Here is a 21,745-nt window from a genome sequence, read left to right as displayed (position 1 = left end):
CCGATTCCTTTTAATTGCCTTCAAATTCCGCCCAGCAGGATGGCGTTTCGAATACCTTCACGGAATTCAACTCGTTGAGTAGCGGCTTGACCTTCTGCCAAATCCAGACAGCGATATTCTCCGCCGTCGGGTTTTCGAGGCCGTCGATATCGTTGAGTGTATGATGATCGAGGCTTTCGAGAACCGGCCCGAAAACTTTCTCCACATCAAAGAAGTCGATCACAAAACCGGTTTGTGGATCGACGGCGCCTTTTAGCTGCAGTTCGACCCGGTACGAGTGCCCGTGCATGCGATGGCATTTGTGCGTTGGGGGCACATTCGGAAGTCTATGGGCAGCCTCAAATGTAAATGCTTGCGTGATTTTCATGGGATCCCGATCATTTTGTGTGTCTGCAAGCTGAGCCGCCAGCGGGGGTTTTCAAGACAAAATGCCGTCACGGCCGCGATATTCTCGATTTGATCTGGCCCGTCCATCGGCTGCAGGAAGTAATGCTCGAAGGAAACGTCGGGGAGATCGTCCGGAAGCAGCCGCGCCTGCGGATAAACCAGCTTCAGTTCGCTGCCGGATTTGAGATTGAATGGCGCGCCGGCTTTTGGACTGACGCAGATCCAATCGATGCCCTTTGGCGGTTCGATTGTTCCATTCGTCTCGATGGCGATCTCGAAACCGTGTTCGTGGACCGCCGCAATCAGCGCGTCATCGATTTGTAGAAGCGGTTCTCCACCGGTGAAGACGACATAGCGCCTGCTCTCAACGCTCCCCCATGTCCGAGCGATCGCCGAAGCAAGCTCGACGGCATCGCGAAACTTACCGCCGCCTTCGCCATCTGTCCCGATGAAGTCTGTATCGCAGAACTGGCACACCGCCTTATGCCGGTCTTCCTCGCGGCCGGTCCAAAGATTGCAACCAGCAAAACGGCAAAACACCGCGGCGCGGCCAGCTTGGGCACCTTCCCCCTGGAGTGTCTTGAATAACTCCTTGACAGAATAGGTCATGATAGGCCCACCAGTTTTTGCGGAACAGTCTCGGATGCATCGGTCGCCTGGCTACGGCGGCGCTTGATATCAGCTCGAACAATGCCAACTAGGTACTGTGCAAGCGTGACGATGTCGCGATTGACGTTCTGAACAGACTTCCAGTTGCGCTTGTCGTTTTCGCCGAAGTTCCATTCCCCCGACGTCCAAGCTGTATTGTCGATCAGGCAGGCGAGGCCCTTGGAAAACTCATCTGACGTTCTTGCCCCGTCGAGCAACGCCAACAGTTCCATGACATAGCCAAGCGCCATGATCCCTGCGCCGTGCACAAGACGAGATGTCTTCGGTGTGTGATCGACCCATTCTTTGCGGAAAACGTATTGCACAGCGCCATAGAAATCGCTGATCAGCTTGAAGCAAAGATCGGCGCCGTCGGGCTCGCGAATGAGCTCCCGCATAACGCCATCGCTCAGCGAATTGATGATTACACGCTGGATCGCGGTGTCCCTGATAAATCCGGTTGGGTTGGTATGCTGATACACCTGTCCTTTTAGCAGCGACTTTGCGTCGTAGTTCAAGCGCGCTGCGATCTCTGCAGCGACTGAACGGTCGCCAAGGCGACGCGGTAGGCCGGTGACGGTCGGCAGCAGTTCATAAATCAGCGACTTCGGCAGAGGCCGTGTGTTGTTAATCAACACGAACTGGCGGCGGAGTTCTTCGTCGTCGCGGCAGATGATTGCAGACACGAAAACTTGGAAATCTTTCTCGTGGACCTGCCCCAGTGCAGTGAGCCGTTGCTGGCCGTCGACTACCATGCCGGGTGCACCGCCGGCGATGTCGATTTCAACCGTGCAGCGTCCGTCGGCGCTTTGATCGAACACCTGGACGCTGTTTGTGAAAGCAACGACGATCGGGTTCGGCAAAATTGCTTCCGGCTTTTCCAGATAATCACGGATCTCACGAATATGGCCGGCGATCTGCGGACGCTGAAAACCGCTCAGTGCACCTGCGTCATCGCGTGCAACCCGCTCGATAACAGCAAACCTCTGAAGATCAGACGCTAGCGCTGCAAATGAAAGGACTGTGTGCGCTTCGCTCTGTCTGGCTCTGATCGCTTGGAACTTCAATTTTGTCATTTCGGCCACTATTACTTGGGAGTTGGTCGACCAGGGCATCATAGACGCCCAGATTGTGAATGCCGCGCCGCTTGTTGCGATTGCTCGCTCGAAAGATCACTACTTCGATCGAAAGCGACGAACAAATGGGGCAGTTGCACCGCTTCCAGGGCCTGTCGCGAAGCGTTCGCTCATAGCGATCGCGAAGGTCCTTGACTGCCTTGGCGCCGGGTAATTCGTCGATCGTCGTCCCCATGACTGCGGGCGTGGCGTAGGCTAGGACGCTGTCGAGCGTCTCTTCCAGTTGCGCTTCGCCCTTATCGTAGGAGCGCAGGGCCGCGAGCGCGGTTTTCTCCATGGAAACGAGGCGCTCCTGGTTGAGCGACCCGCGCTTTGCAAGGCGCTGCAGCTTCGGGTTCTCGAGCGCCTGAGGCACGCGGATGGCTGTGTAATATTCGAGTTTACCGGTCTTGGTCGGAAGGAAGTAGTTTGCCTTCGCATCCTTGAATGCGCGGATTAACGGCGACGTCGTGTCGAAGCTGGTGATGTTAAAAGAGCCAAAGGTATGGATCTCATCAGCTTTTGCAAAGCCTAGAATATGAAGGCGGGTACTTTGCGGAATGGCATCTCGGATCGCGACCAGGCAGGATTTGATCTGTGCCGCTTTCAGCGGAACGGTGCCGCCGAGTGCCAGATAATCGTAGCCCATCGCCACCAGACGGCGCGCGCTCTCGGCCATGCTGCCAGGGGACCAGCCCTGGATGACGCCCATCGGAGTGAAGCGGCTTGACATATGCTGCGTTGCCGTCCGAAAGGCGGCCGCGTTCTCAAGCGTGATCTCAAATCGCCGGCGTGCTTCTTCAGTGCCGCCTTCAAAACCAGTCAGGCTCTCGTCGAAGTCGAAAATGATATGGTCAACCGAGCAGCCGTGGGTAAACCGCGCATCGTCATAAAATTCTGCCGTGTCCTCGGGCGTGTAGGGAGGCCTATCTTCCTTATGATATGTAAACGCGCCGCAATCGCCAAAAATGGGCAGATGTTCAAATGCTGGCTTGTCGAGGCGGAGAAACTCCCGCGCACCCACTCGGCGGAAGCGCATTGACTGTGCTTCCGTATATTTTCCGCCAACTGCTGCACCGCCAACGATCCCGCGCGAAACGAGCATGCCTTTGTATGGGGCATATCCCATGATTTCGTGCGGATAAGCGTCATCCCAGTAAGGCGTGCGGCCCTCCGAATAGCGGTCCCGGAGAAAGTCGTAACCGGGGTCGACGTGATCGAGACTGTCGGCAAAAATGAACTTCATCGCGTCGGCCTCGATAGCTTACGGTCGAGTTGCATCAGGTGCTCGGCAAGCAGTCGGTTGTGCTGCGGCGTACCCTGGATCTCATTCCACTGAAGGCCAAGCCCCTCCCAAGTTCCTTCCGTCCAAGCGCAAAGTGGCGCGATCCGGTGCAACGCCTCCCTGACTTCGGCTTCCGGCGTCGCAGAACTATCGGCACGTAACATCACCTGATCCATCAATGCGCCCATTGCCTTGATGCCAGCAGAATGCATCAACCGGCTTTCCGTCGGTTGTTTGCCCCATGCCTCCTGAAATACGTCGCGGACCGCCGTCCAGTAGAGAGCAAGTGCCTCGTACATCGCGTCGGGATCATAGGCTTCCGCCGAAAGCTTGTACTGGTTGAGAGCCCCATGAGGGCCCTTGAGGTTTTGCTTGATTGCATCAATCAAAGCCGTGTCATTGACGACGCTCTGCTCATCACCGGCATCGGAGGCACGTCGGATCAAGCGATAGAACGGTGACTTCTGCTGCYGATTGAGGAGATTACAAAGTTCGCTTGGCAAGCGGTTGGCGGCAAGGTCCTTTGGCAGGAGTGACCCGACTTCAGGGAGCAGTTCGTTGATCAGCCGGACGTCCAGCGCTTTGACCTTGTTGACCAGAATAAACTGCTCGCGATGGACCTGAACATCCTGTGAAACGAAGCCGACAACAGGGACGGGGAAGCGACTGTCTTTGGCTTTTGCGAGCGCCAGGGATCGCTGTTGGCCGTCGACGATCCAAGCGGCTCGCTTGCCGTCCTCAAAGAGCGGAATATTCAACGTGCCTGAAACGCCGACTTCCGAAAGCCCTTTTGGCTTTGGGCCGCGTGAGACGTCAAATGTCACTTCGGATGAAAGAGCAAGGGTAATAGCGTTCGGAAAGAGGACCGGGCCGCTGTCTAGGAACTCGACGATGGCCTTAACGTGGCTTTTGATTTCCTTGCGCTGGAAGCCCTTCAGGTCCTTTTCATCGCGATGGATACGACTAATGTTGGCAATCCGCGTCAGATCCGAGCCATGCAGAAAAAACGCATAGACGTCGATACGATCGCCTTGTTGCGTTTTGACCGCCCGAACCATCAGATTGTCTTTGACGCTCTTCATAGCGCCCTCTCTTCGCGGATCTCGGCCGTTAATCTGACAAATCGTTTTTGCTCGCAGGCGATATTCAATTCATCTCGCAATATCCGAAGCAGCTTTGTCGACCGGCCATCGGCGCGCGACCAGTGATCTCGGACTATGGATTTGAGATCACAATCCGACATCCGCGTGCCCGACTTGGAAGAGGGGCGACCCCATCCCGCAAGCGCGACCTCAACGAGTTCGGCATGTTCTTTGGCTGTCGCAAGTGGCGCAGCGGAAAGGACGTTCTCGACAAAATGGCGAACGGCACGGGACGCGAAATCAGATCGGGTGCCGGGCAGAGTGCTTTGCGGGCCGTCCAGGCGGTCATCATAAGGAAGTCGGACGCCTTCCAGCCGAGGGTTCAGTTCGGGTACATCGCGACCGCCGACAATCCTTATCCTATCACACAACGCGTCCGAAACGCCCTGAAGAGCCGGAGCCACCATTCGCAAATAGGGGGAAGGAAGTGCAATTATGATAAGGCCGCTCGACCTGTCGAGCACTTCATTCATCGTCTTGTAGCCGCCAAGCGCGGCCCACCAATCGGCGTCGCCATGATCCTGGAGTTTGTCCAGTATGCAATCCTGGCTGCCTTTGGAAACAGTAAGGTTATAGGAGGGAATGTCCTGCTGGCTGTGGATGAGCCCGAGTCCGGCCGACACGACATGGAGATCCGCCTGCGCGAAGTCCGCCGCTTTTTTTGCCTCCACAAATGATCGGCCGCAATAAATATCCTTTGCCGGAGCCACGTCCGCAACAGTTGCGATCCTCGCCATCCACGCGTTGGCGACTTGCCCTAAAGTGCCGATTGGCAAATCTCGGGCGCACAACAAAGGACTGGGGGTAACCCGCTTTCTTTGCGTGCAGGCGGTGAGAATTACGGGCATAATGGGTGTCTCTGTGGGCGTCACCCGTTTACTGGAGCAACTTATTTCAGTCATGCAGATAACTGCGACATTGCATTCAGGTCAATACAGAAACTGCAGTCAATCTTTGGGCTCCCCAGGAAACTGCGCACTTTATTTTCGCTATTTGCAGTTATGGCTGACTTGCAAGGCGACTTCGAACAGCCACCCGATCGTTGTTGCATTAACGAACTTGACGAACTGACCCCACTTGCCTGCATTGATTTGTGGAAGGGGATTGTCATTCCGGTCACGAAAACGACCGCAAGCGAAACCCCAACCATCGCGCTATCGATGAAGCCGCCTCGATAGGCCGATTTCGAGAAAGCGCTTCTCAAGGAGTATGCCAAGGCGGTGCAACCGAGCCAGAAGGCTGGCCATCAGGTGAGTTTCCGCGTCGTCGTGGATTCGCTTGCTGGGGCACAGACGATCTCGATCGTCGAGGATGATCCGGTGGTTCGCGAAGGCGCGTTTCCGGTGGGAAAGGTTGGTGCGCCGGATGGCGAACTCGAAGCCGCCCTCGCGGCCGCGCTAGAACGTGGCCGGCGCCGCGTTGCGGAGATCCTCGGCGAGGAGCACATGCTCAATGCGGACGCATTTTCCGATCTTCTTGGCGTTTCGCGGGTCGCGGTGAATACCAAGCGTCAAAACGGCCAGGTGCTTGGCCTGGATGGCGCCAAGCGCGGGTTCCGTTTTCCGGCATGGCAACTCCACCTGGACGGTCCCTATGCGGCGCTCCCAAAACTGCATGAAGACTCTTTCGGGTGCCTGGGCAGTTTATCGGTTCCTTGTTGCCTCACGGCGCTCTTGACGGTCGTACCGGGCTCGACGCCCTGACTCTCGTCCCACCTCATGTAGAATCCTACAATTTTGCGAACAGATTTTCTGGCCTATGATGGGACAGAGCATTCATTTCAATTCTATGAAGACTGACGTTATGTCGAGAGGCGCGTACTTCAATGGTTGCCCCACAAAGCCGTATACCGAACACAATCACTCTACCCATAGCCGTTAGCAGGCCCGAGGCTGCGGCTCTGCTAGACATATCCATTTCCACTTTCGACGAATGGATCAGAAAGGGATGGATGCCACATGGCATTAAGGTCGGCGCACTACGCCGGTGGGACACAGGCGACGTCTTGTCATCGTGGCGTAAACTCGTCGAATTGCAGCGTAATGGAAAAGAGGACGACGATGGTGAAAACCCGTTCGACCACACGGTCGGTTAGCCGACGTGTCCCCTTTAAGTATTGCTCGATCGATACTGATCGGCACGGAAATGAGCGCTTTTATATCCGCGTGCCGGGAATGCCCAAATATCGGATGAAGTCCCCCCATCGTGATGAACAGGGCAGCGTGACGCAGGAATTTACAGCGGAGTATCACCGTGTGATGTCTGGCGACCGTGGCAAGAAGGATGAACCACAGATCTCGCAGATCCGACCCGGTTCGGTGCTCTGGCTTGTGCAGAATTACTACCGCTCCAAAGCCTTCCAAAGTCACTCGCCGGCGACGAAGAAGGACAAGAAGAGCGTGCTCGACCGCTACTGCGCCAATGTCGGCGAATTACCTTTCAAGAAAATCCGTAAATCGGACATCGAAGCCAGCCAGATGAAGCGGGTTGGCACACCCGGCGCGGCGGATAAGCTGGTGAAATATCTGAAGGCGCTGTTCAACTGGGCCATCAGCGCCGAGCTGGCGACCTTCAATCCCGCGACCGGCGTTGGGAAAATTCATAGGTCTCCAGGTTTTCACACCTGGAGCGAGGCAGAGGTGGCGCGCTTTCGTAAAACCTACCGCCTTGGCTCGATGGCACGACTTGCGATGGAGCTGATGCTCAACCTCGGTGTGAGGCGGTCGGACCTTGTAAAGCTCGGCTGGAAGAACATGAACGGCGACCGAATTGAGTTCTCACCGCAGAAGGGCGCTGCGCACTATGAAAGGTGGCTCAGCCTTCCGATGACTGATGATCTCCGCGAAGCACTTGATGCCATGACGCACGAAGAGCCCACCTTCCTGATTACCGAGTATGGCAAGCCTTTCAGTTCGAACGGCTTTGGAAACAAGATGCGCCAATGGTGCAACGACGCGCATCTGCCGGAATGCTCATCCCATGGTCTCAGAAAGGCATCTGCTACCATCCTGGCGGAAGCAGGAGCGACCGAACATCAGCTTATGGCGATCTTCGGTTGGTCCGATTCAAAGATGGCTCAGCTTTACACCAAAGCTGCTCAGTCAAAGCTGATCATTGATGCCGGCTTTGAGCGACGCAAGAGCCATATGGCACGCAAAAATGTCCCACTTTCATCGACCCGGAATTCCGGTGAGACAAATCGAGGAAAAAACGATGGAAAAACAACGTCCGAAGACAGCAGTGGTGGGCCCGGAGGGACTCGAACCCCCAACCAAGCGGTTATGAGCCGCCGGCTCTAACCATTGAGCTACAGGCCCTAAACGCGCGCCGCGCGTCGCAATGGTCAAACGTCTGGCGAGGCTCTAGCGGAAATCCTATCATCGGGCAAGCGTCCGTCGCAAAAGCTGCACAATCGCCTGCGACAAATTGGAACCCGCAACTTATGGAAGCTGCCATGACCCTTCGTCCGATCCGTTTGACCACGCTCATCCTTGCCACCATGATCGCCATGCCGGTCGCTGTCCGTGCTGCCGAAGCGGAGAAGCGCGAAGCGGTCATCGCTGTTTCCGGGGAAGCCGATTCGTCGGTTGCGCCGGATATGGCGGTCGTGACGCTCGGTGTTGCGACGCTGGAAAAGACGGCGCGGGCGGCGCTCGATGGCAACAGCCAGGCGATGAGCGCGGTGCTCAAGGGTCTGAAGGATCAGGGCATTGCCGATAAGGATCTGCAGACCTCGGATTTTTCGACCCAGCCGCAATATGTCTATCCCGACAACAGCAATGGCGAGCAGAAGCCGCCGGTGCTGACCGGCTATCAGGTGAGCAACACGCTGACGGTGCGTATCCGGGACTTGAAAAAGCTCGGCGCCATTCTTGATCGCACCGTGACGCTCGGCGTCAACCAGGGCGGCGATATCCGCTTTACCAATGACAATCCGGAACAGACGATCGAGGCGGCGCGCAAGCTCGCCGTCAAGAATGCCTTTGCCAAGGCGCGGACGCTTGCCGATGCCGCCGGCGTCAAGCTCGGTCGGGTGATCGAGATCAGCGAGGCCAGCAGCCAGCCGCAGCCACAGCCTCTGGAGCGGATGTCGATGGCCAAGCGGGCGGACGCTGCCGTGCCGGTCGCCGCCGGCGAGAATACCTATACGGTCAATGTCTCGATCACCTTTGCGATCGAACAGTAGGAGGTTCTGCCACCGCATGTCACCCGAAAGTGGTCGCCGGTTTGGGGATAGTGACATGCGCGAGAACAATGAGCGCAAGCGCATGTCGCCCGAAAGTGGTCACCGGTTTCGGGATAACGACATGCGCGAGAATAAAGAGCGAAGCGTGTCACCTAGATTCATAAATAGGAGAGGCGCAAAAAATGAACCCTCCGTGGCGCTGTGCCACGGAGGGTACGTCAATCCGTCATGACAGGGGGGGTGGGGAGACGTGGCGGACCGACGATTGGCGTAAGCTCAGAGGCTCGGGCAGCCGGCAGCGTTGGCGAATCTCATCTTTGTCGAGACGCCGCCGATCTTGCCAACCACCGTGATCCGGTTCGGGGTGATGAGGGTGACGGCGGCACGGTTGAGGCCGTGATTGGTGGCCTTGCGCAGCGCCAAGGCCTGCGTGCAACGGCCGGCCGGCACCACGACGACAGGCTTAAGCACCACCGGCTTGACGACGACGACCGGCTTGCGAACGAAGGGTTTCACCACGAAGACGGGCTTGCGCACCACGGGCTTGATGATGACCACCGGCTTGCGCGCGAAAGGCCTGACGACCAGGACGGATTTGCGGACGACTGGCTTGACGACAACGACCGGTTTGCGGACAACCGGCTTCACCACGACGACAGGCTTCTTGATGACGACGTCCACCTGCGCGGCATTGGCCTGCGCCACGACACCGCCGACTGTGCTGAGCGCAACAATGGCCGTGACGGCGATCCTGGTGATAAGATTGGTCATTCTCTTCTCAACTCTCCTTGGTTCTCCGGGTTCTCGGCAGTGGCCGTTTCCGAAGTGTTGAGCGGAAATTATCAGCCGCTGCCTGAACGGATTTGGAATTCCGCGTTCAGATTGCATTCAGGATGAGAGAATCCGATAAATATTTGAATTTGCTGATCCGAAGACGGGATTTCCGGCATAGGCGAAGGTTCAATCGTCCGGATCCGCGTCTGCCGTGAGATTGTGAGCCGCCCATTGCGCGTGAGGGATCGGCTGCCCCACCAGAAAGGCGAAGGCGGTGACCTTGCCGTCGGCAGGCGAGACGCTGCAACGGAATTTCAGGCCGTACCAGTTGCGGTGGCTGAGGAAGGCGCCGCCCTCGGCATCGACCTCGTCGCCGGAGAGTTTCAGGTCGGCCATGGCATAGGCGATGACGTAGTCGGGCTTGAACGTGGCGCCGCTGCGCCTGACCTGTTCCATGGCCTCGATGTCGCAGAGCTGGATCATGCGCTCGTCGCCGGCAAGCGTCTTCATCGCCTCGCGGGCGCTTTTGTTGTGGCGGTCGGCGAGCGTGGCATCGGCGTAGAGATGCGTGGCGGGGATCAGCGATCCCACAGGTGGCTCGGGCTTCGCGGTGGTCGCTTTGGCGGTCTTCTCGGCGGCATGGTTGTTTTCGGCCTGGAGCATGCCTTCCGGAGTGAGGGGGGAGAGTTTTTGCTGCTGGTCGAGCGCCGGCCGCAGCCTGTCTTCCGCAGCGACCGGCTGCATGCGATCGGGCTGCGTCACGATCACCACGTTGACGGGCTGTTCACCCGGTGCTTTCGGCAGGGGGACCGGCTGCAGGAAGATCAGGGCGAGGAGAAGGGCTGCGTGCAGGAGCAGCGAGGCGGAAAGATGCCATCTCATCGTTTTGTCCCGCTTCGCGGCCGAACCATCGTTCCTTTATAATGCGTTCGGCTTCGTTTGGCAGCAAGGAATGCGGGAAATCGCTCAGGACATGCGCGGCATTTCGCGCCGCACCAGCAGCGGCAGGCAGACGATGTAGAGCGCTGCGCCGAGCACCCAGACCAGGCCAGGAAAACTGTGGCGCGAGGCGAAATAGACCATGCTGATGACAAGCGGTCCGGCGATGGTGGCGAGGCTCGCGGTGCTGGCGAGCACGCCCTGAAGGCGGCCCTGGCTGCCGCTGTCGACGCCGGCCGCGAGGAGGGATTGCACCGCCGGCGCGCCGATGCCGCCGAGGCAGAAGAGCGGCATCAGCGCAAACGCCATCCAGCCATGGGTGGCAAGCGCGATGGCGACGTAAGCCGCGCTGTCCGTCAGCACACCGATCAGCACGGTGCGGCGTTCGCCAAAGCGTTCGCTGATCGGGCCGGCGATGAAGGCCTGGGTTACCGCATGGAAGAAGCCGAAGGCGGCCAGCGAAAGGCCGGTCAGCATCGTCGACCAGTGGAATTTGTCGGTGCCATAGAGCACCCAGACGGTGCCGCCGACTTCGCCGACAATGGCCAGGATGAAATAGATAGCGACCAGCGGCATCAGCGTGCCGGCGCCAGCAAGCCAGCGGAAATGGGCGAGCGGCGAGAGCGCGTGTTCTTCGGAGCGTTGACCCTGCGACCGGGTTTCAGGCAGGAGCAGCCATGTGAGCAGCAGATTGGCGGCATTCAGCCCGGCTGCGGCCATGAAGGGCAGGCGCACCGAGATTTCGCCCAGCAGGCCGCCGATCGCCGGGCCGGCGATGAAGCCGATGCCGAAATAGGCGCTCATCTGGGCAAAGCGGCGCGTGCGCTCCTGTTCCTCGGTGAGATCGGTGACGGCGGCCGAAGCCACGGCCATGCTGGCGCCGGTAATGCCGGCGATCGCGCGGCCGACGAACAGCAGCCAGAGCGACGGAGCGCAGGCCATGAACAGATAATCGATCGCCGCGCCCGCCAGCGACAGCATCAGGATCGGCCGGCGGCCATGCCTGTCGGACAGCGCGCCCAGGATCGGCGCGAAGACGAATTGCATCAGCGCATAGAGCGCCAGGAAGGCGCCGAACCGCCAGCCGAGATCATCGGCATGGCCGACCGTGCGCAGCAATGCCGGGAAGATCGGCAGGGCGAGGCCGATCCCGACCGCGTCGAGGATGACCGTCGCATAGACGACGAGCAGCGATTTTCTCATGGTGGAACTCAAAATTTATCACTGATAAATTCCTTATCGATGATAAAGAGGCGTGGCAACGGGGAAAACTCTGAGGATGAAGATCGACCGCGAGCGGATTGTCGATGAGGCGCTGAAACTTCTGAACGAAGTGGGGCTGGATGCGCTTTCCACCCGGGCGCTTGCCGAGCGGCTCGATATCAAGCAGCCGGCGCTCTACTGGCATTTTCGTAGCAAGCGGGCGCTGATCGAGGCGATGAACAAGGAAATCCTGCGACGCGGGCATCCGCACACCTGGCCGGTCGATCCGGCGAACTGGCGGCAATTCGTCACTGAGGATGCGCGCAGTTTCCGCAGGGCGCTGCTGGCTTTTCGCGACGGCGGGCGTGTGCATGCCGGCACCGAGGCCGATCCGAAGGAACTTGCCGATATTGAGCGGCATATCGCCGTGCTGGCCGGCGCCGGCATGCGCGTCGAGCAGGCGATGGAACTGCTGGTGGCGATCGGGCGCTACACGGTCGGCTGCGTCATCGAGGAACAATCCGAGCCGCCGCCGGAGCAGGAGGCGCTGGATCGGGCGGCGGAAGGGTTTCCGCTGACGAGGGCGGCGATCCGGCACTATCGGACCATGGGCGCGGAGGGCTTTTTCGAGAGGGGGCTCGAGATGATGATCCGCGGGGCCGATGTCCTGGGCGGACGCTGACATCATGCGGCACTGTTCACTTCATCCGCCTCCTTCGATCTGTTGGAGGTGGTGCTGAAACCGGCTCGGTTGGCCACGCGGCGTCAGAGCGTAGCGAGCAACTCGCGATAGGCAGTTTCGCGGAAGGCCTTCAATGTCTTGGTCCGGACGGAGCCGCCCATCGCCAGCGTCATGACGAAGCGTGCGAACACGGCGTCATCCGGCGCCTCGCAGACGGCGACCATGTCGTATTCGCCCATGGTCAGATAGAATTCCTTGAACGAGCCGCCCATGGATTCGAGCATTTTCTTGGCGCCATCCAGGCGTGACGGGGAGTCCCGCACATTCTTGATGCCTTGGTCCGTCCAGTTGATCAGCAGGATATAAGCAGCAGACATCGCAACTCTCCCGTTCGGCGCCGCCTCATCGACGCCGTCCCCATGCCGCAGCCGCGGACAGGATACGCTTGCGGGAAATCGACTGCAAATCGATAAAACAAAAGCGGCCCCGAAGGGCCGCTTTCGAAAACCGCAAGTGCAGATCTCTTAGCTGTCGAGGAAGCTGCGGAGCTTCCTGGAGCGGCTCGGATGCTTGAGCTTCCGGAGCGCCTTGGCTTCGATCTGGCGGATGCGTTCGCGGGTGACCGAGAACTGCTGGCCGACTTCTTCCAGCGTGTGGTCGGTGTTCATGCCGATGCCGAAGCGCATGCGCAGCACGCGTTCTTCGCGCGGGGTCAGCGAGGCGAGCACCCGGGTCGTGGTTTCGCGCAGGTTGGCCTGGATCGCCGCATCGATCGGCAGCAGCGCGTTCTTATCCTCGATGAAGTCGCCGAGATGAGAATCTTCTTCGTCGCCCACGGGGGTTTCGAGGCTGATCGGCTCCTTGGCGATCTTCAGGACCTTGCGCACCTTTTCGAGCGGCATGGCGAGCTTTTCGGCCAGTTCTTCCGGCGTCGGCTCGCGGCCGATCTCGTGCAGCATCTGGCGCGAGGTGCGGACGATCTTGTTGATCGTTTCGATCATATGCACCGGGATGCGGATGGTGCGCGCCTGGTCGGCGATCGAGCGGGTGATCGCCTGGCGGATCCACCACGTCGCATAGGTCGAGAACTTGTAGCCGCGACGGTACTCGAACTTGTCGACCGCCTTCATCAGGCCGATATTGCCTTCCTGGATCAGGTCGAGGAACTGCRGGCCGCGGTTGGTGTATTTCTTGGCGATCGAGATGACGAGGCGCAGATTGGCCTCGACCATTTCCTTCTTGGCGATGCGCGCCTCGCGCTCACCCTTCTGCACCATTTGCACGATACGGCGGAATTCGGTGATCGAAATGCCGGTTTCGCTGGCCAGATTCTGGATTTCCTGGCGCAGGTCCTTGATCGTCTGGTTCTCGCTCCTGGAAAAATCCTTCCAGCCGCGGGCCGAGAGGTTGCCGATGGACTTCATCCAGTTGGGGTCGAGCTCGGCGCCCATATACTGGTTGAGGAATTCGTCGCGGGCGACGCCGAAGCTTTCGGCGAGACGGAGCAGCTTGCCTTCGTTCTGCACCAGGCGCTTGTTGATCTCGTAGAGCTGCTCGACGAGGCTGTCGATGCGGTTCTGGTTGAGCGACAGCGATTTGACCGCAGTGATCAGCTCGTCCTTGAGCTCCTTATAGCGGCGCTCCTGGGCGGGCGACAGCGTCGCGGAGGCGGCGAGGCGGGCCTCCACCTGCTGGTCCTGCAGCTTGCGGAGCTTCTTGTAGGTCTCGGCGATCTGGTCGAGGGTTTCCGTCACCTGCGGACGCAGTTCGGCTTCCATGGCCGCCAGCGACAGGTTGGATTCGTCCTCGTCTTCTTCTTCTTCCTCAAAGACGATGTTGTCGCCGCCGACATTGGTGATGTCGTCGTCGTCGCCGCCGAGCTGCGGCATGCGGGCCTTGCGGCTCTTTTCCTTTTCCTCGGCGGCCTTGCGGTCGGCCTCGATCTTTTCCGGGCTCTGGAATTGCGGTGCCGCCTTGGCCTCGGGACCGGAATAGGTGGTTTCGAGGTCGATGATCTCGCGCAGAAGCGTGTTGCCTTCGTTGAGTTCATCACGCCAGATGATCAGCGCCTGGAAGGTCAGCGGGCTCTCGCAGAGGCCCTGGATCATCGTTTCGCGGCCGGCCTCGATGCGCTTGGCGATAGCGATTTCGCCTTCGCGCGACAGGAGCTCGACCGAGCCCATCTCGCGCAGATACATGCGCACGGGGTCGTCGGTGCGGTCGGTGGGTTCGCGTTTCTTGGCGGTTGCCAAGGCAGTCCCGGTGGTGGTGGCGAGCTCGCCGCCTTCGCTCTCGCTCTCCTCGTCGCTGCTATCGCTCTCGCTGGCGCTGTCCTGGGCCTGCTCCTCGAGCTCCTCGTCCTCGACGACGTTGATGCCCATGTCGGACAGCATCGCCATCGTGTCCTCGATCTGCTCGGAGGTCACCTCTTCGGACGGCAACACGGCGTTGAGCTCGTCCATGGTCACGTAACCGCGCTTCTTGGCGGCCTTGATCATCTTCTTGACTGCGTCGTCGGAAAGGTCGAGAAGAGGACCATCCGGCGCGCTTTCGCGTTCAGATTCCGCTTCTTCGTTCTCTTTGACCTTGGTTGCCATATTTTACGACTCTCTCTGACGCCGATCTTTTACAAAAACTTCGCTGTGCCGGATTGGTTCGCAGCCTTCGGGCGCACAAGCCTTGCGAATCAGCCCAAACGAAGTAACAGGAAGAGGGTTAAAGGACCCGTTACGACGCTGGCTGTTTCTTCAACAGAAACCGGCACTTGCCGCAGCCTGCGACCCATAGGTTCCAATCCCGATCTTCCTGAGATTTAAATTCACGATTTTTGCCTGAAATGGTGATTCCCGCTATTTTGTGTCGCGTCAAGCATTTCAGCCCAAAAAAGCATAAAAAGCCTGAATCCTACGGGCCACGTACCGTCTTCAGCTGTGACGCATATTTAGTTGACTTTATTCATTTGACAAGGGCAGGGCGGGCAAAGCTTGCCTAAAACTTGCTTCGCCACAATCGTTAATGCCTTGATTCTCGAAGAGAAGTTGACCTGTGCATGGCTGCGGCTCACAGAATTTTTCTGACACGCCGGATGGTTCGGGATGATTCTTTCGGCATTTGCGCCCGTCGGCACGCAATTCGCGGCCGACTCACCTTTGGGATTTCGCCATGACGACGAGACGAGGCACAGACGCATCCGAGGAACTCGATGGCACGTCCGACAAGGACCGGCTCTATGGGCTTACCGGCAACGACACCATCAATGGCGGTAATGGCGACGATATGATCGATGGCGGCTCGGGGCTCGACCATCTCTATGGCGGCGGCGGCAACGACCGGATCAATTGCGGCAATGACGGCACGCAGCCGGTCGACGGCCTCCACCAGTCCGACGAGGCCTATGGCGGCACCGGCGACGATGTTCTCAAGGGTGCAATAGGCAGCCAGTATCTCAGCGGCGACGGCGGCGACGACAGGATCTTCAGCGGGGTCGGCGACGATTTCCTGTTCGGCGGCAATGGCAAGGACTATCTCGACGGCGGTGACGGAAACGACTACCTGATGGGCGGCGCCGGCAAGAACACGCTGATCGGCGGCACGGGCAATGACAGCCTTCAGTCCTTGGTCAGCAATGACAGCATGAACGGCGGCACCGGCGACGACATCTATGCCGTCGGCATAAACGATCGCGCCGGCGTGCACGTGACCATGGTCGACAAGAGCGGCAACGATCAGTACCAGATCAACAATTCCGACTCGCAGATCGAAATTTCAGATGCAAGCGGCACCGACAAGCTGCAATTCCACTATGTCTCGAAGGATGATCTGGTCTTTACCCATGATCTCAACGATCTGGTCATCGAGGTCGACGGCTACCAGGGTGAAACCCGCATCGTCGATTTCTTTTCGAGCAAGAACCATCGCATCGAGTCGCTGATCGACAGTTCGGCCGATAGCTTCGACCTGACCGATGTGATCAAGCACATCAAATATGCCGGTGATCATATCGACGGCAGCGATCTCTGGTCGTGATGCTGCTTGGAGGCGACACGCCTAATGGCTGGCGCCGTCATATTTGACGATCTCGATGCTCGACAGGTCGAAATCGGGCAGGCAGCGCAGATTGATCATCGCACCCTTGGCGCCTTCTTTCATATCCGCCTCGGCAAAAGGCGCTATGCCGCAGGTCGAGCAGAAGTGATGGTCGATGACATGCCGGTTGAATTTATAAGTGGAAAGCGCCTCGACAGGCGTCTTCAATTTCAGCCGGTCGCGCGGCGCAAAGGCCAGCAGGCTGCCGCGTCTCCGGCAGAGCGAGCAGTTGCAATCCACCGCTTGGGTGAAATCCGCCTCGACTTCGAACGCGATCCGGCCACAATGGCAGCTTCCCTGATGAAGCATGATTTCACCTCTTTGTTCCCTTTATGTTCTGTTTGTATCGCGAGACCCTGGCGGCGTCAACCGATTCTGTCGGGGTAATTTTCGCGGGTCGCTATAAGTTCCGCTTGACCTTCGGAAATCTGCGGGTATATACCCGCGAAATGACGAGCTCATCCTGTTACTGCATCCTTCTCAGAAAGGCGTCGCGGCGGCTCTCGGCGCTCTATGACGAGGCGCTTGCCCCGTTCGGCATCAATATCGGCCAGTTCAGCCATATCCGCAATATCCGGCGCAATGAGCCGATTTCGCTGACCGACCTTGCCGGGATCATGGAACTCGATCGCTCCACGGTCGGGCGCAACACCAAGGTGCTGGAACGGATGGGACTGGTGGAGACGACGTCGGGCGAAGACCAGCGCGAGGCGTTGTTGACACTCTCCGGAAAGGGCAGGGCGCTGCTCGAAAGCGCGACACCGGTTTGGGAAGACGTCCAGGTCAAGCTCGACGAGCGGCTGGGCGAAGACAAGACGAATGACCTCAAGCAGCTGCTTGCAGTGCTCTGATTTTGGGCAAAAGAGGGTATATACCTGTAATTTGGAAGGGAATGGACATGCTGTCTCAGAGATTGTCGGTGTGGATGGGCACCAGGAACCTGCACTATGGCTGGGTGGTGGCGACCGTGACCTTCCTCACCATGCTGGCGACGGCCGGCGCCATGGGTTCGGCCGGCGTATTGCTGCAGCCGCTGCAGAAGGAATTCGGCTGGAGCAATGAGAGCATTTCGGCCGTGTTCTCGGTCCGTCTGATATTGTTCGGTCTGCTGGGCCCGTTCGCGGCGGCTTTCATGAACCAGTTCGGTATCCGTGCGGTGGTCACGGCGGCGCTCAGCCTCATCGCCGTCGGCATTGTCGGCTCGTTCTTCATGACTGAGTATTGGCAGCTCGTGCTGTTCTGGGGGATTATTCTCGGGGTCGGCACCGGCATGACGGCGCTGGTGCTCGGCGCCACCGTGGCGACGCGCTGGTTTTCGCACCGGCGCGGCCTCGTGGTGGCGATGATGACCGTGTCGAACGCCACCGGCCAGCTCGTCTTCCTGCCGATGATCGCCGCATTGACCCAGACGATCGGCTGGCGCATGGCGCTGACCGTGGTGGTGGCCGCGCTCATCGTTGCCATGCTTCTGGTGCTGGCGCTGATCCGTGATTATCCGGCCGATGTCGGCCTGGGGCCGTTCGGCGAGCGGGCGATCGTGGCACCGCCGGCGCGCGACAAGACCTTTGGGCAATTGCTGCTGGTGCCGCTCAAAGCGCTCCATAGCGTTTCGGGATCGCCGACCTTCTGGGTTCTGTTCGGAACCTTCTATATCTGCGGGCTGAGCACCAACGGGCTGATCCAGACCCACTGGATTTCGATCTGCGGTGATTTCAACATCGACTCGGTGCATGCCGCGAGCCTGCTTGCCATGGTCGGCATCTTCGACTTCGGCGGCACATTGTTCGCCGGCTGGCTGTCGGATCGTTATGACAACCGCTACCTGCTGTTCTGGTTCTACGGCCTGCGCGGGCTGTCGCTGATCTATCTGTCGATGTCCGGTTTTGCCGTTGCGCAGTTGACGGTGTTTGCGGTCTTCTACGGGCTCGACTGGGTGGCAACAGTGCCGCCGACAGTCAAGCTGACGGCGGAGAAGTTCGGCCGCGACAAGGCCAATGTCATCTTCGGCTGGGTTTTTGCCGGCCATCAATTGGGTGCCGCGACCGCCGCCTTCGGCGCCGGCACTGTGCGGACGGATTACGCCTCCTATATGCCAGCTTTGCAGGTGGCTGGTGGGATGTGTGTCGTCGCGGCGTTGTCGGTGCTGTTCCTGGCGCGGCCGAAGGCGAAGCTGGCTGCAGCCGCCGCGTGACTTTAATCATGCTGGAATCATGCCGGGCGCTGATAGGCTTATGCGCCCGGCCTGCTGATCAAAACCTTGCCTGCGCCGCCATGATTTCGCGGGCAATATGGTCCAGCGGCGCGATCCGGTCGACGCCGCCTCTGGCGATTGCCTCTTTCGGCATGCCGAACACCACCGAGGTTGCCTCGTCCTGGGCTACCGTAAACGCGCCGGCGCTGTGCATTTCTTCCATGCCACGAGCGCCGTCGTCGCCCATGCCGGTCATGATCACGCCCATGGCATTGGAGCCCGCGGCGCGGGCGGCGGAGCGGAAGAGCACGTCGACGGATGGCCGATGGCGCGACACCAGCGGTCCCTCGCGGACAGAGACGTGGTAGCGGGCGCCGCGGCGTTCGATGAGCGTGTGCAGCCCGCCGGGGGCGATTAGCACATGACCGCGGAGCACGGCATCGCCATCGGCGGCTTCCTTGACCTCGACCTCGCAGAGCGTGTTGAGGCGGCTGGCGAAGGCGGCGGTGAATTTCTCCGGCATGTGCTGGACGATCACCATGCCGGGCGCATTGGCCGGCAGCTTTTCGAGCATTTCCCTCAACGCTTCCGTGCCGCCTGTCGAGGCGCCGACGGCGACGATCATTTCCGTGGTCTTGGCCATGGCCCTGCCGCTGGGGGGCGGCAACACGGCGTCGGCGGTCAGCTTTTGCTCCGGATTGAGCGGATGGGCAATTGCCCTGTCGCGGTTGCGGCGCAGATTGCCGAGCTGCGCCTTGGCGGCGGCTTTGACGACGTGGCGGATATTGTCGCCGATCTCCGAAAGGTGGTCGGCAGCGCCTATCTTCGGCTTGAGGATGATGTCGACCGCGCCGGCTTCAAGTGCCTGCAGCAGCGTCTGCGAGCCCTCTTCGGTCAGTGATGAGCACATGACCACCGGGATCGGGTGCTGGCTCATCAGCTTGCGAAGGAAGGTGATGCCGTCCATGTTCGGCATTTCGACGTCGAGCGTTATGACGTCCGGGATCTCGTCACGAATGCGCTTGGCGGCGATGAAGGGGTCGGATGCCGTGCCGATCACTTCGATTTCAGGGTCCTGCTGCAGCACCTGGGAAAGTGTCTGGCGGACGCTGGCGGAGTCATCGACGATCAGCACGCGGGTCTTCTTGGTCGGCATCTGCCCTCAAATCCGTTGGAATACAGTGTTGGCGACAGTCTTCAGCGGCAGATCGAACCCGCCGACGGATTCGGAATGGCCGATGAAGAGATAGCCACCGGGGGTAAGGCAGTCGCAGAGGCGGCGCAAGACACCTGCCTGTGTATCTTTGTCGAAATAGATCATTACATTGCGGCAGAAGATGATGTGGACGGGATCGCCGATGCCGTATTTGTCATCCATCAGGTTCAGCCGCGCGAATGCCACCTTAGAGCGCAGCCGCGGCACGATGCGCACTTCGCGCCGGTCCTTGGCCAGTGCCCGCATGACATAGCGCTGGCGCAGTTCGGGTGGAACCGGATCGGCCATTTCGCTCGCATAGATGCCCCGCCGGGCGGCCTGCAGCACCTCGGTGCTGAGATCGGTCGCAAGGATGGTATAGTTGATGTCGGTACGGTCGCCGACGAACTCCGACAGCACCATCGCCATCGTATAGGGCTCGGCGCCGGTTGAGCAGGCCGAACTCCAGGCGCGCACAGTGCGCACCCCCTGCCGCTGCAGCTCGGGCAGCACCTGCCGGGTCATAAAGTTAAAGTGGTTCGGCTCGCGGAAGAAATCGGTCTTGTTGGTGGTGACCGCGTCGATCAGGTAGACGGTTTCCTGTTCGAGCCCGCCCTGCTTGAACAGGAAGTCGCAATAGGCATCGAGGCTCGGCTGGTTGGTGGCTCTCAGCCGTCGGCGCAGGCGGCCCTCGAGCATGGTCAGCTTGGTCGGCGGCATCTTGATGCCGGAATAGTCGTAGATGAAAGCGGCAAGTCGATCGAAATTGCGCTTGCTCAGGCCGTCATTGACTGGCTGCAGCGCGCGGTTGGCGACAGATGACATACGCAGAACTCCACGTCATTCTCAGGGATCAGGCGGCGGCTTCCTTCGGCGCCAGCGAAGCGGTGTCGCTGGAGGAGAGCAGCCGGGCGAGGTCGATGATGACGACGAAGCCGGTCTCCCGACGCACCACACCGGATATATAGTCCGAGCGCCAGCGCACGCCGATATCCGGCGCCTGTTCGATCTGTTCCTTGCGGAACGGCGTCACTTCGAAGACGCGATCGGCGACCAGGCCCAGAGTCAGCAGGCGGTCTTCCAGCGGGATGTCGAGCACCAGCACGCGCGTATGCGGCGTCGGCACGGTCTTGCTGAGACCAAGCTTCAGTCTCAGATCGATCGTCGGCACGCCTTGCCCCCGCACATTGCGCAGCCCGAGCAGATAGTCGGGGCCGTTCGGGATCTTGAACGCTTCCTCATAGTCGAGGATTTCGCGCACGACCTCGACGGGGACGGCGAAGACTTCCTCGCCGAGGCTGAACGTGACGAACTGTGCTTCGCTGGAAGAGGATGCCATGATCATGCACTTTCCCTGAAATCGGCGTCGCCGGCATCCGGTCCGCCATGGTTGAGGTCGAGAGCAAAACCCTTCACGCGGGCCTGCTGATGGGCGACGGAGTTCTGCTTCGGTGCCGCGGCATGCGCGACCGGCCGGTGAACTGACGGCTTCGCCACAGGCCGCGACGCGACAGGCTTCTGCGCCGACCGGACGGATGCATTCGTGTCGACCTTGAAGAAGGCGATCGAGGTCTGCAGCTCTTCTGACTGGGCTGCGAGCTCCTCCGATGTCGATGCCATCTCCTCCGAAGCCGAGGAGTTCTGCTGCGTGACCTTGTCGAGCTGCTGGATCGCTTCGTTGATCTGGCTGGCGCCGATATCCTGCTCGCGGCAGGCGGCGGTGATTTCCGAGACCAGTTCAGCCGTCTTTCGGATGTCGGGGACCAGGCGGGACAGCATCTCGCCGGCTTCCTGGGCAGCCTGGACCGTGTCGCCCGACATGGCGCTGATTTCCGCCGCGGCCGACTGGCTGCGCTCGGCAAGCTTGCGCACTTCCGACGCCACGACGGCAAAGCCCTTGCCATGCTCGCCG

General features: G+C 59.6%; 22 protein-coding genes, 1 tRNA gene and 2 pseudogenes. 7 read left to right on the top strand and 18 right to left on the bottom strand.

All coding sequences use genetic code 11. The annotated features are described in order from the left end of the window. Positions 1–10: 10 nt before the first annotated feature. From queD to AC1D06_RS27360, 6 genes are read right to left on the bottom strand one after another with little or no spacing between them, the layout of a single operon-like run. Positions 11–367 (bottom strand): 6-carboxytetrahydropterin synthase QueD, encoded by a 357-nt coding sequence (queD, locus tag AC1D06_RS27385; RefSeq protein WP_477988953.1) that lies wholly within the window; start codon positions 365–367, stop codon positions 11–13. Further along, positions 364–996, bottom strand: a complete 633-nt coding sequence (queE, locus tag AC1D06_RS27380) for a 7-carboxy-7-deazaguanine synthase (protein WP_477988951.1) — start codon at positions 994–996, stop codon at positions 364–366. The genes queD and queE overlap by 4 nt, the downstream gene beginning before the upstream one ends. Next, on the bottom strand, positions 993–2,111 hold the full coding sequence (gene dbpB / locus AC1D06_RS27375) for a DGQHR domain-containing protein DpdB (protein WP_477988949.1): 1,119 nt from the start codon (positions 2,109–2,111) through the stop codon (positions 993–995). Before dbpB (AC1D06_RS27375) ends, queE begins: the two co-directional genes overlap by 4 nt. Then, positions 2,029–3,396: a tRNA-guanine transglycosylase DpdA gene (dpdA, locus tag AC1D06_RS27370; protein WP_477988948.1), complete on the bottom strand. Its 1,368-nt coding sequence runs from the start codon at positions 3,394–3,396 to the stop codon at positions 2,029–2,031. The genes dbpB (AC1D06_RS27375) and dpdA overlap by 83 nt, the downstream gene beginning before the upstream one ends. After that, positions 3,393–4,517 (bottom strand): DGQHR domain-containing protein DpdB, encoded by a 1,125-nt coding sequence (gene dbpB / locus AC1D06_RS27365; RefSeq protein WP_477988947.1) that lies wholly within the window; start codon positions 4,515–4,517, stop codon positions 3,393–3,395. The genes dpdA and dbpB (AC1D06_RS27365) overlap by 4 nt, the downstream gene beginning before the upstream one ends. Continuing rightward, complete coding sequence (locus AC1D06_RS27360; protein ID WP_477988945.1) at positions 4,514–5,425, bottom strand: hypothetical protein; 912 nt, start codon at positions 5,423–5,425, stop codon at positions 4,514–4,516. The genes dbpB (AC1D06_RS27365) and AC1D06_RS27360 overlap by 4 nt, the downstream gene beginning before the upstream one ends. Before the next feature lie 372 nt (positions 5,426–5,797). On the opposite strand from AC1D06_RS27360, the pseudogene AC1D06_RS27355 reads away from it, so the two are divergent. Next, positions 5,798–6,339: pseudogene (locus AC1D06_RS27355) on the top strand (XRE family transcriptional regulator). 648 nt (positions 6,340–6,987) lie between these two features. Here AC1D06_RS27355 and AC1D06_RS27350 read toward each other — a convergent pair. Further along, the gene (locus AC1D06_RS27350; RefSeq protein WP_477988944.1) at positions 6,988–7,152 is read right to left on the bottom strand and encodes a hypothetical protein; all 165 of its coding nucleotides are present in this window, start codon (positions 7,150–7,152) and stop codon (positions 6,988–6,990) included. 100 nt (positions 7,153–7,252) lie between these two features. Between AC1D06_RS27350 and AC1D06_RS27345 the strand changes: the two are divergent. Beyond that, positions 7,253–7,618: pseudogene (locus tag AC1D06_RS27345) on the top strand (tyrosine-type recombinase/integrase); the annotation flags it as partial. Positions 7,619–7,818: 200 nt separating this feature from the next. Here the strand turns inward: AC1D06_RS27345 and AC1D06_RS27340 are convergent. Then, positions 7,819–7,894, bottom strand: a tRNA-Ile gene (locus AC1D06_RS27340). A gap of 137 nt (positions 7,895–8,031) precedes the next feature. Here AC1D06_RS27340 and AC1D06_RS27335 point away from each other — a divergent pair. Next, a complete protein-coding gene (locus tag AC1D06_RS27335; protein ID WP_477988942.1) occupies positions 8,032–8,763 on the top strand; it encodes an SIMPL domain-containing protein in 732 nt (243 codons plus the stop codon). Between the two features lie 276 nt (positions 8,764–9,039). On the opposite strand, the gene AC1D06_RS27330 is transcribed toward AC1D06_RS27335, so the two are convergent. The 3 genes from AC1D06_RS27330 to tet all read right to left on the bottom strand — a co-directional run bounded on the left by AC1D06_RS27330 (position 9,040) and on the right by tet (position 11,679). Further along, positions 9,040–9,534 (bottom strand): hypothetical protein, encoded by a 495-nt coding sequence (locus AC1D06_RS27330; protein ID WP_477988940.1) that lies wholly within the window; start codon positions 9,532–9,534, stop codon positions 9,040–9,042. Positions 9,535–9,723: 189 nt separating this feature from the next. Further along, positions 9,724–10,419 (bottom strand): DUF930 domain-containing protein, encoded by a 696-nt coding sequence (locus AC1D06_RS27325; protein ID WP_477988938.1) that lies wholly within the window; start codon positions 10,417–10,419, stop codon positions 9,724–9,726. A gap of 84 nt (positions 10,420–10,503) precedes the next feature. Then, positions 10,504–11,679: a Tet(A)/Tet(B)/Tet(C) family tetracycline efflux MFS transporter gene (tet, locus tag AC1D06_RS27320; protein WP_477988936.1), complete on the bottom strand. Its 1,176-nt coding sequence runs from the start codon at positions 11,677–11,679 to the stop codon at positions 10,504–10,506. Positions 11,680–11,755: 76 nt separating this feature from the next. On the opposite strand from tet, the gene AC1D06_RS27315 reads away from it, so the two are divergent. Beyond that, positions 11,756–12,361 carry a TetR/AcrR family transcriptional regulator C-terminal domain-containing protein gene (locus AC1D06_RS27315; protein WP_477988934.1) on the top strand — a complete coding sequence of 202 codons (606 nt, stop codon included), beginning with the start codon at positions 11,756–11,758 and terminating at the stop codon, positions 12,359–12,361. Between the two features lie 83 nt (positions 12,362–12,444). On the opposite strand, the gene AC1D06_RS27310 is transcribed toward AC1D06_RS27315, so the two are convergent. Together AC1D06_RS27310 and rpoD are read right to left on the bottom strand one after the other, a co-directional pair. After that, entirely contained in the window at positions 12,445–12,738 is a 294-nt protein-coding gene (locus AC1D06_RS27310) for a GYD domain-containing protein (RefSeq protein WP_477988932.1), read from the bottom strand. Between the two features lie 147 nt (positions 12,739–12,885). Beyond that, a complete protein-coding gene (gene rpoD / locus AC1D06_RS27305; RefSeq protein WP_477988930.1) occupies positions 12,886–14,958 on the bottom strand; it encodes an RNA polymerase sigma factor RpoD in 2,073 nt (690 codons plus the stop codon). Between the two features lie 565 nt (positions 14,959–15,523). On the opposite strand from rpoD, the gene AC1D06_RS27300 reads away from it, so the two are divergent. Further along, complete coding sequence (locus AC1D06_RS27300; protein ID WP_477877947.1) at positions 15,524–16,387, top strand: calcium-binding protein; 864 nt, start codon at positions 15,524–15,526, stop codon at positions 16,385–16,387. 21 nt (positions 16,388–16,408) lie between these two features. Here the strand turns inward: AC1D06_RS27300 and AC1D06_RS27295 are convergent, their stop codons facing one another. Beyond that, positions 16,409–16,756: a GFA family protein gene (locus AC1D06_RS27295; RefSeq protein WP_477877946.1), complete on the bottom strand. Its 348-nt coding sequence runs from the start codon at positions 16,754–16,756 to the stop codon at positions 16,409–16,411. A 140-nt stretch (positions 16,757–16,896) separates the two neighbouring features. Here AC1D06_RS27295 and AC1D06_RS27290 point away from each other — a divergent pair, with 140 nt between their 5' ends. Further along, entirely contained in the window at positions 16,897–17,298 is a 402-nt protein-coding gene (locus AC1D06_RS27290; protein ID WP_477877945.1) for a MarR family winged helix-turn-helix transcriptional regulator, read from the top strand. Positions 17,299–17,345: 47 nt separating this feature from the next. Next, complete coding sequence (locus tag AC1D06_RS27285; RefSeq protein ID WP_477877944.1) at positions 17,346–18,638, top strand: MFS transporter; 1,293 nt, start codon at positions 17,346–17,348, stop codon at positions 18,636–18,638. A gap of 58 nt (positions 18,639–18,696) precedes the next feature. Here AC1D06_RS27285 and AC1D06_RS27280 read toward each other — a convergent pair whose 3' ends face one another. The 4 genes from AC1D06_RS27280 to AC1D06_RS27265 form a co-directional block, all read right to left on the bottom strand. After that, positions 18,697–19,794: a protein-glutamate methylesterase/protein-glutamine glutaminase gene (locus AC1D06_RS27280; protein ID WP_477988927.1), complete on the bottom strand. Its 1,098-nt coding sequence runs from the start codon at positions 19,792–19,794 to the stop codon at positions 18,697–18,699. Between the two features lie 6 nt (positions 19,795–19,800). Beyond that, on the bottom strand, positions 19,801–20,658 hold the full coding sequence (locus AC1D06_RS27275; RefSeq protein ID WP_477877942.1) for a CheR family methyltransferase: 858 nt from the start codon (positions 20,656–20,658) through the stop codon (positions 19,801–19,803). Positions 20,659–20,686: 28 nt separating this feature from the next. Continuing rightward, positions 20,687–21,178, bottom strand: coding sequence for a chemotaxis protein CheW (locus tag AC1D06_RS27270; protein ID WP_477877941.1), 492 nt, complete (start codon positions 21,176–21,178; stop codon positions 20,687–20,689). Then, on the bottom strand, positions 21,175–21,745 hold a 571-nt coding region (locus AC1D06_RS27265), incomplete at its 5' end, for a methyl-accepting chemotaxis protein (protein WP_477988924.1). The genes AC1D06_RS27270 and AC1D06_RS27265, both read right to left, overlap by 4 nt.

The sequence above is a fragment of the Rhizobium sp. P2_G2 genome (assembly GCF_056403555.1).
Note: the sequence above shows the minus strand (reverse complement) of the source record. Positions and strands in the feature narration are given on the sequence as shown.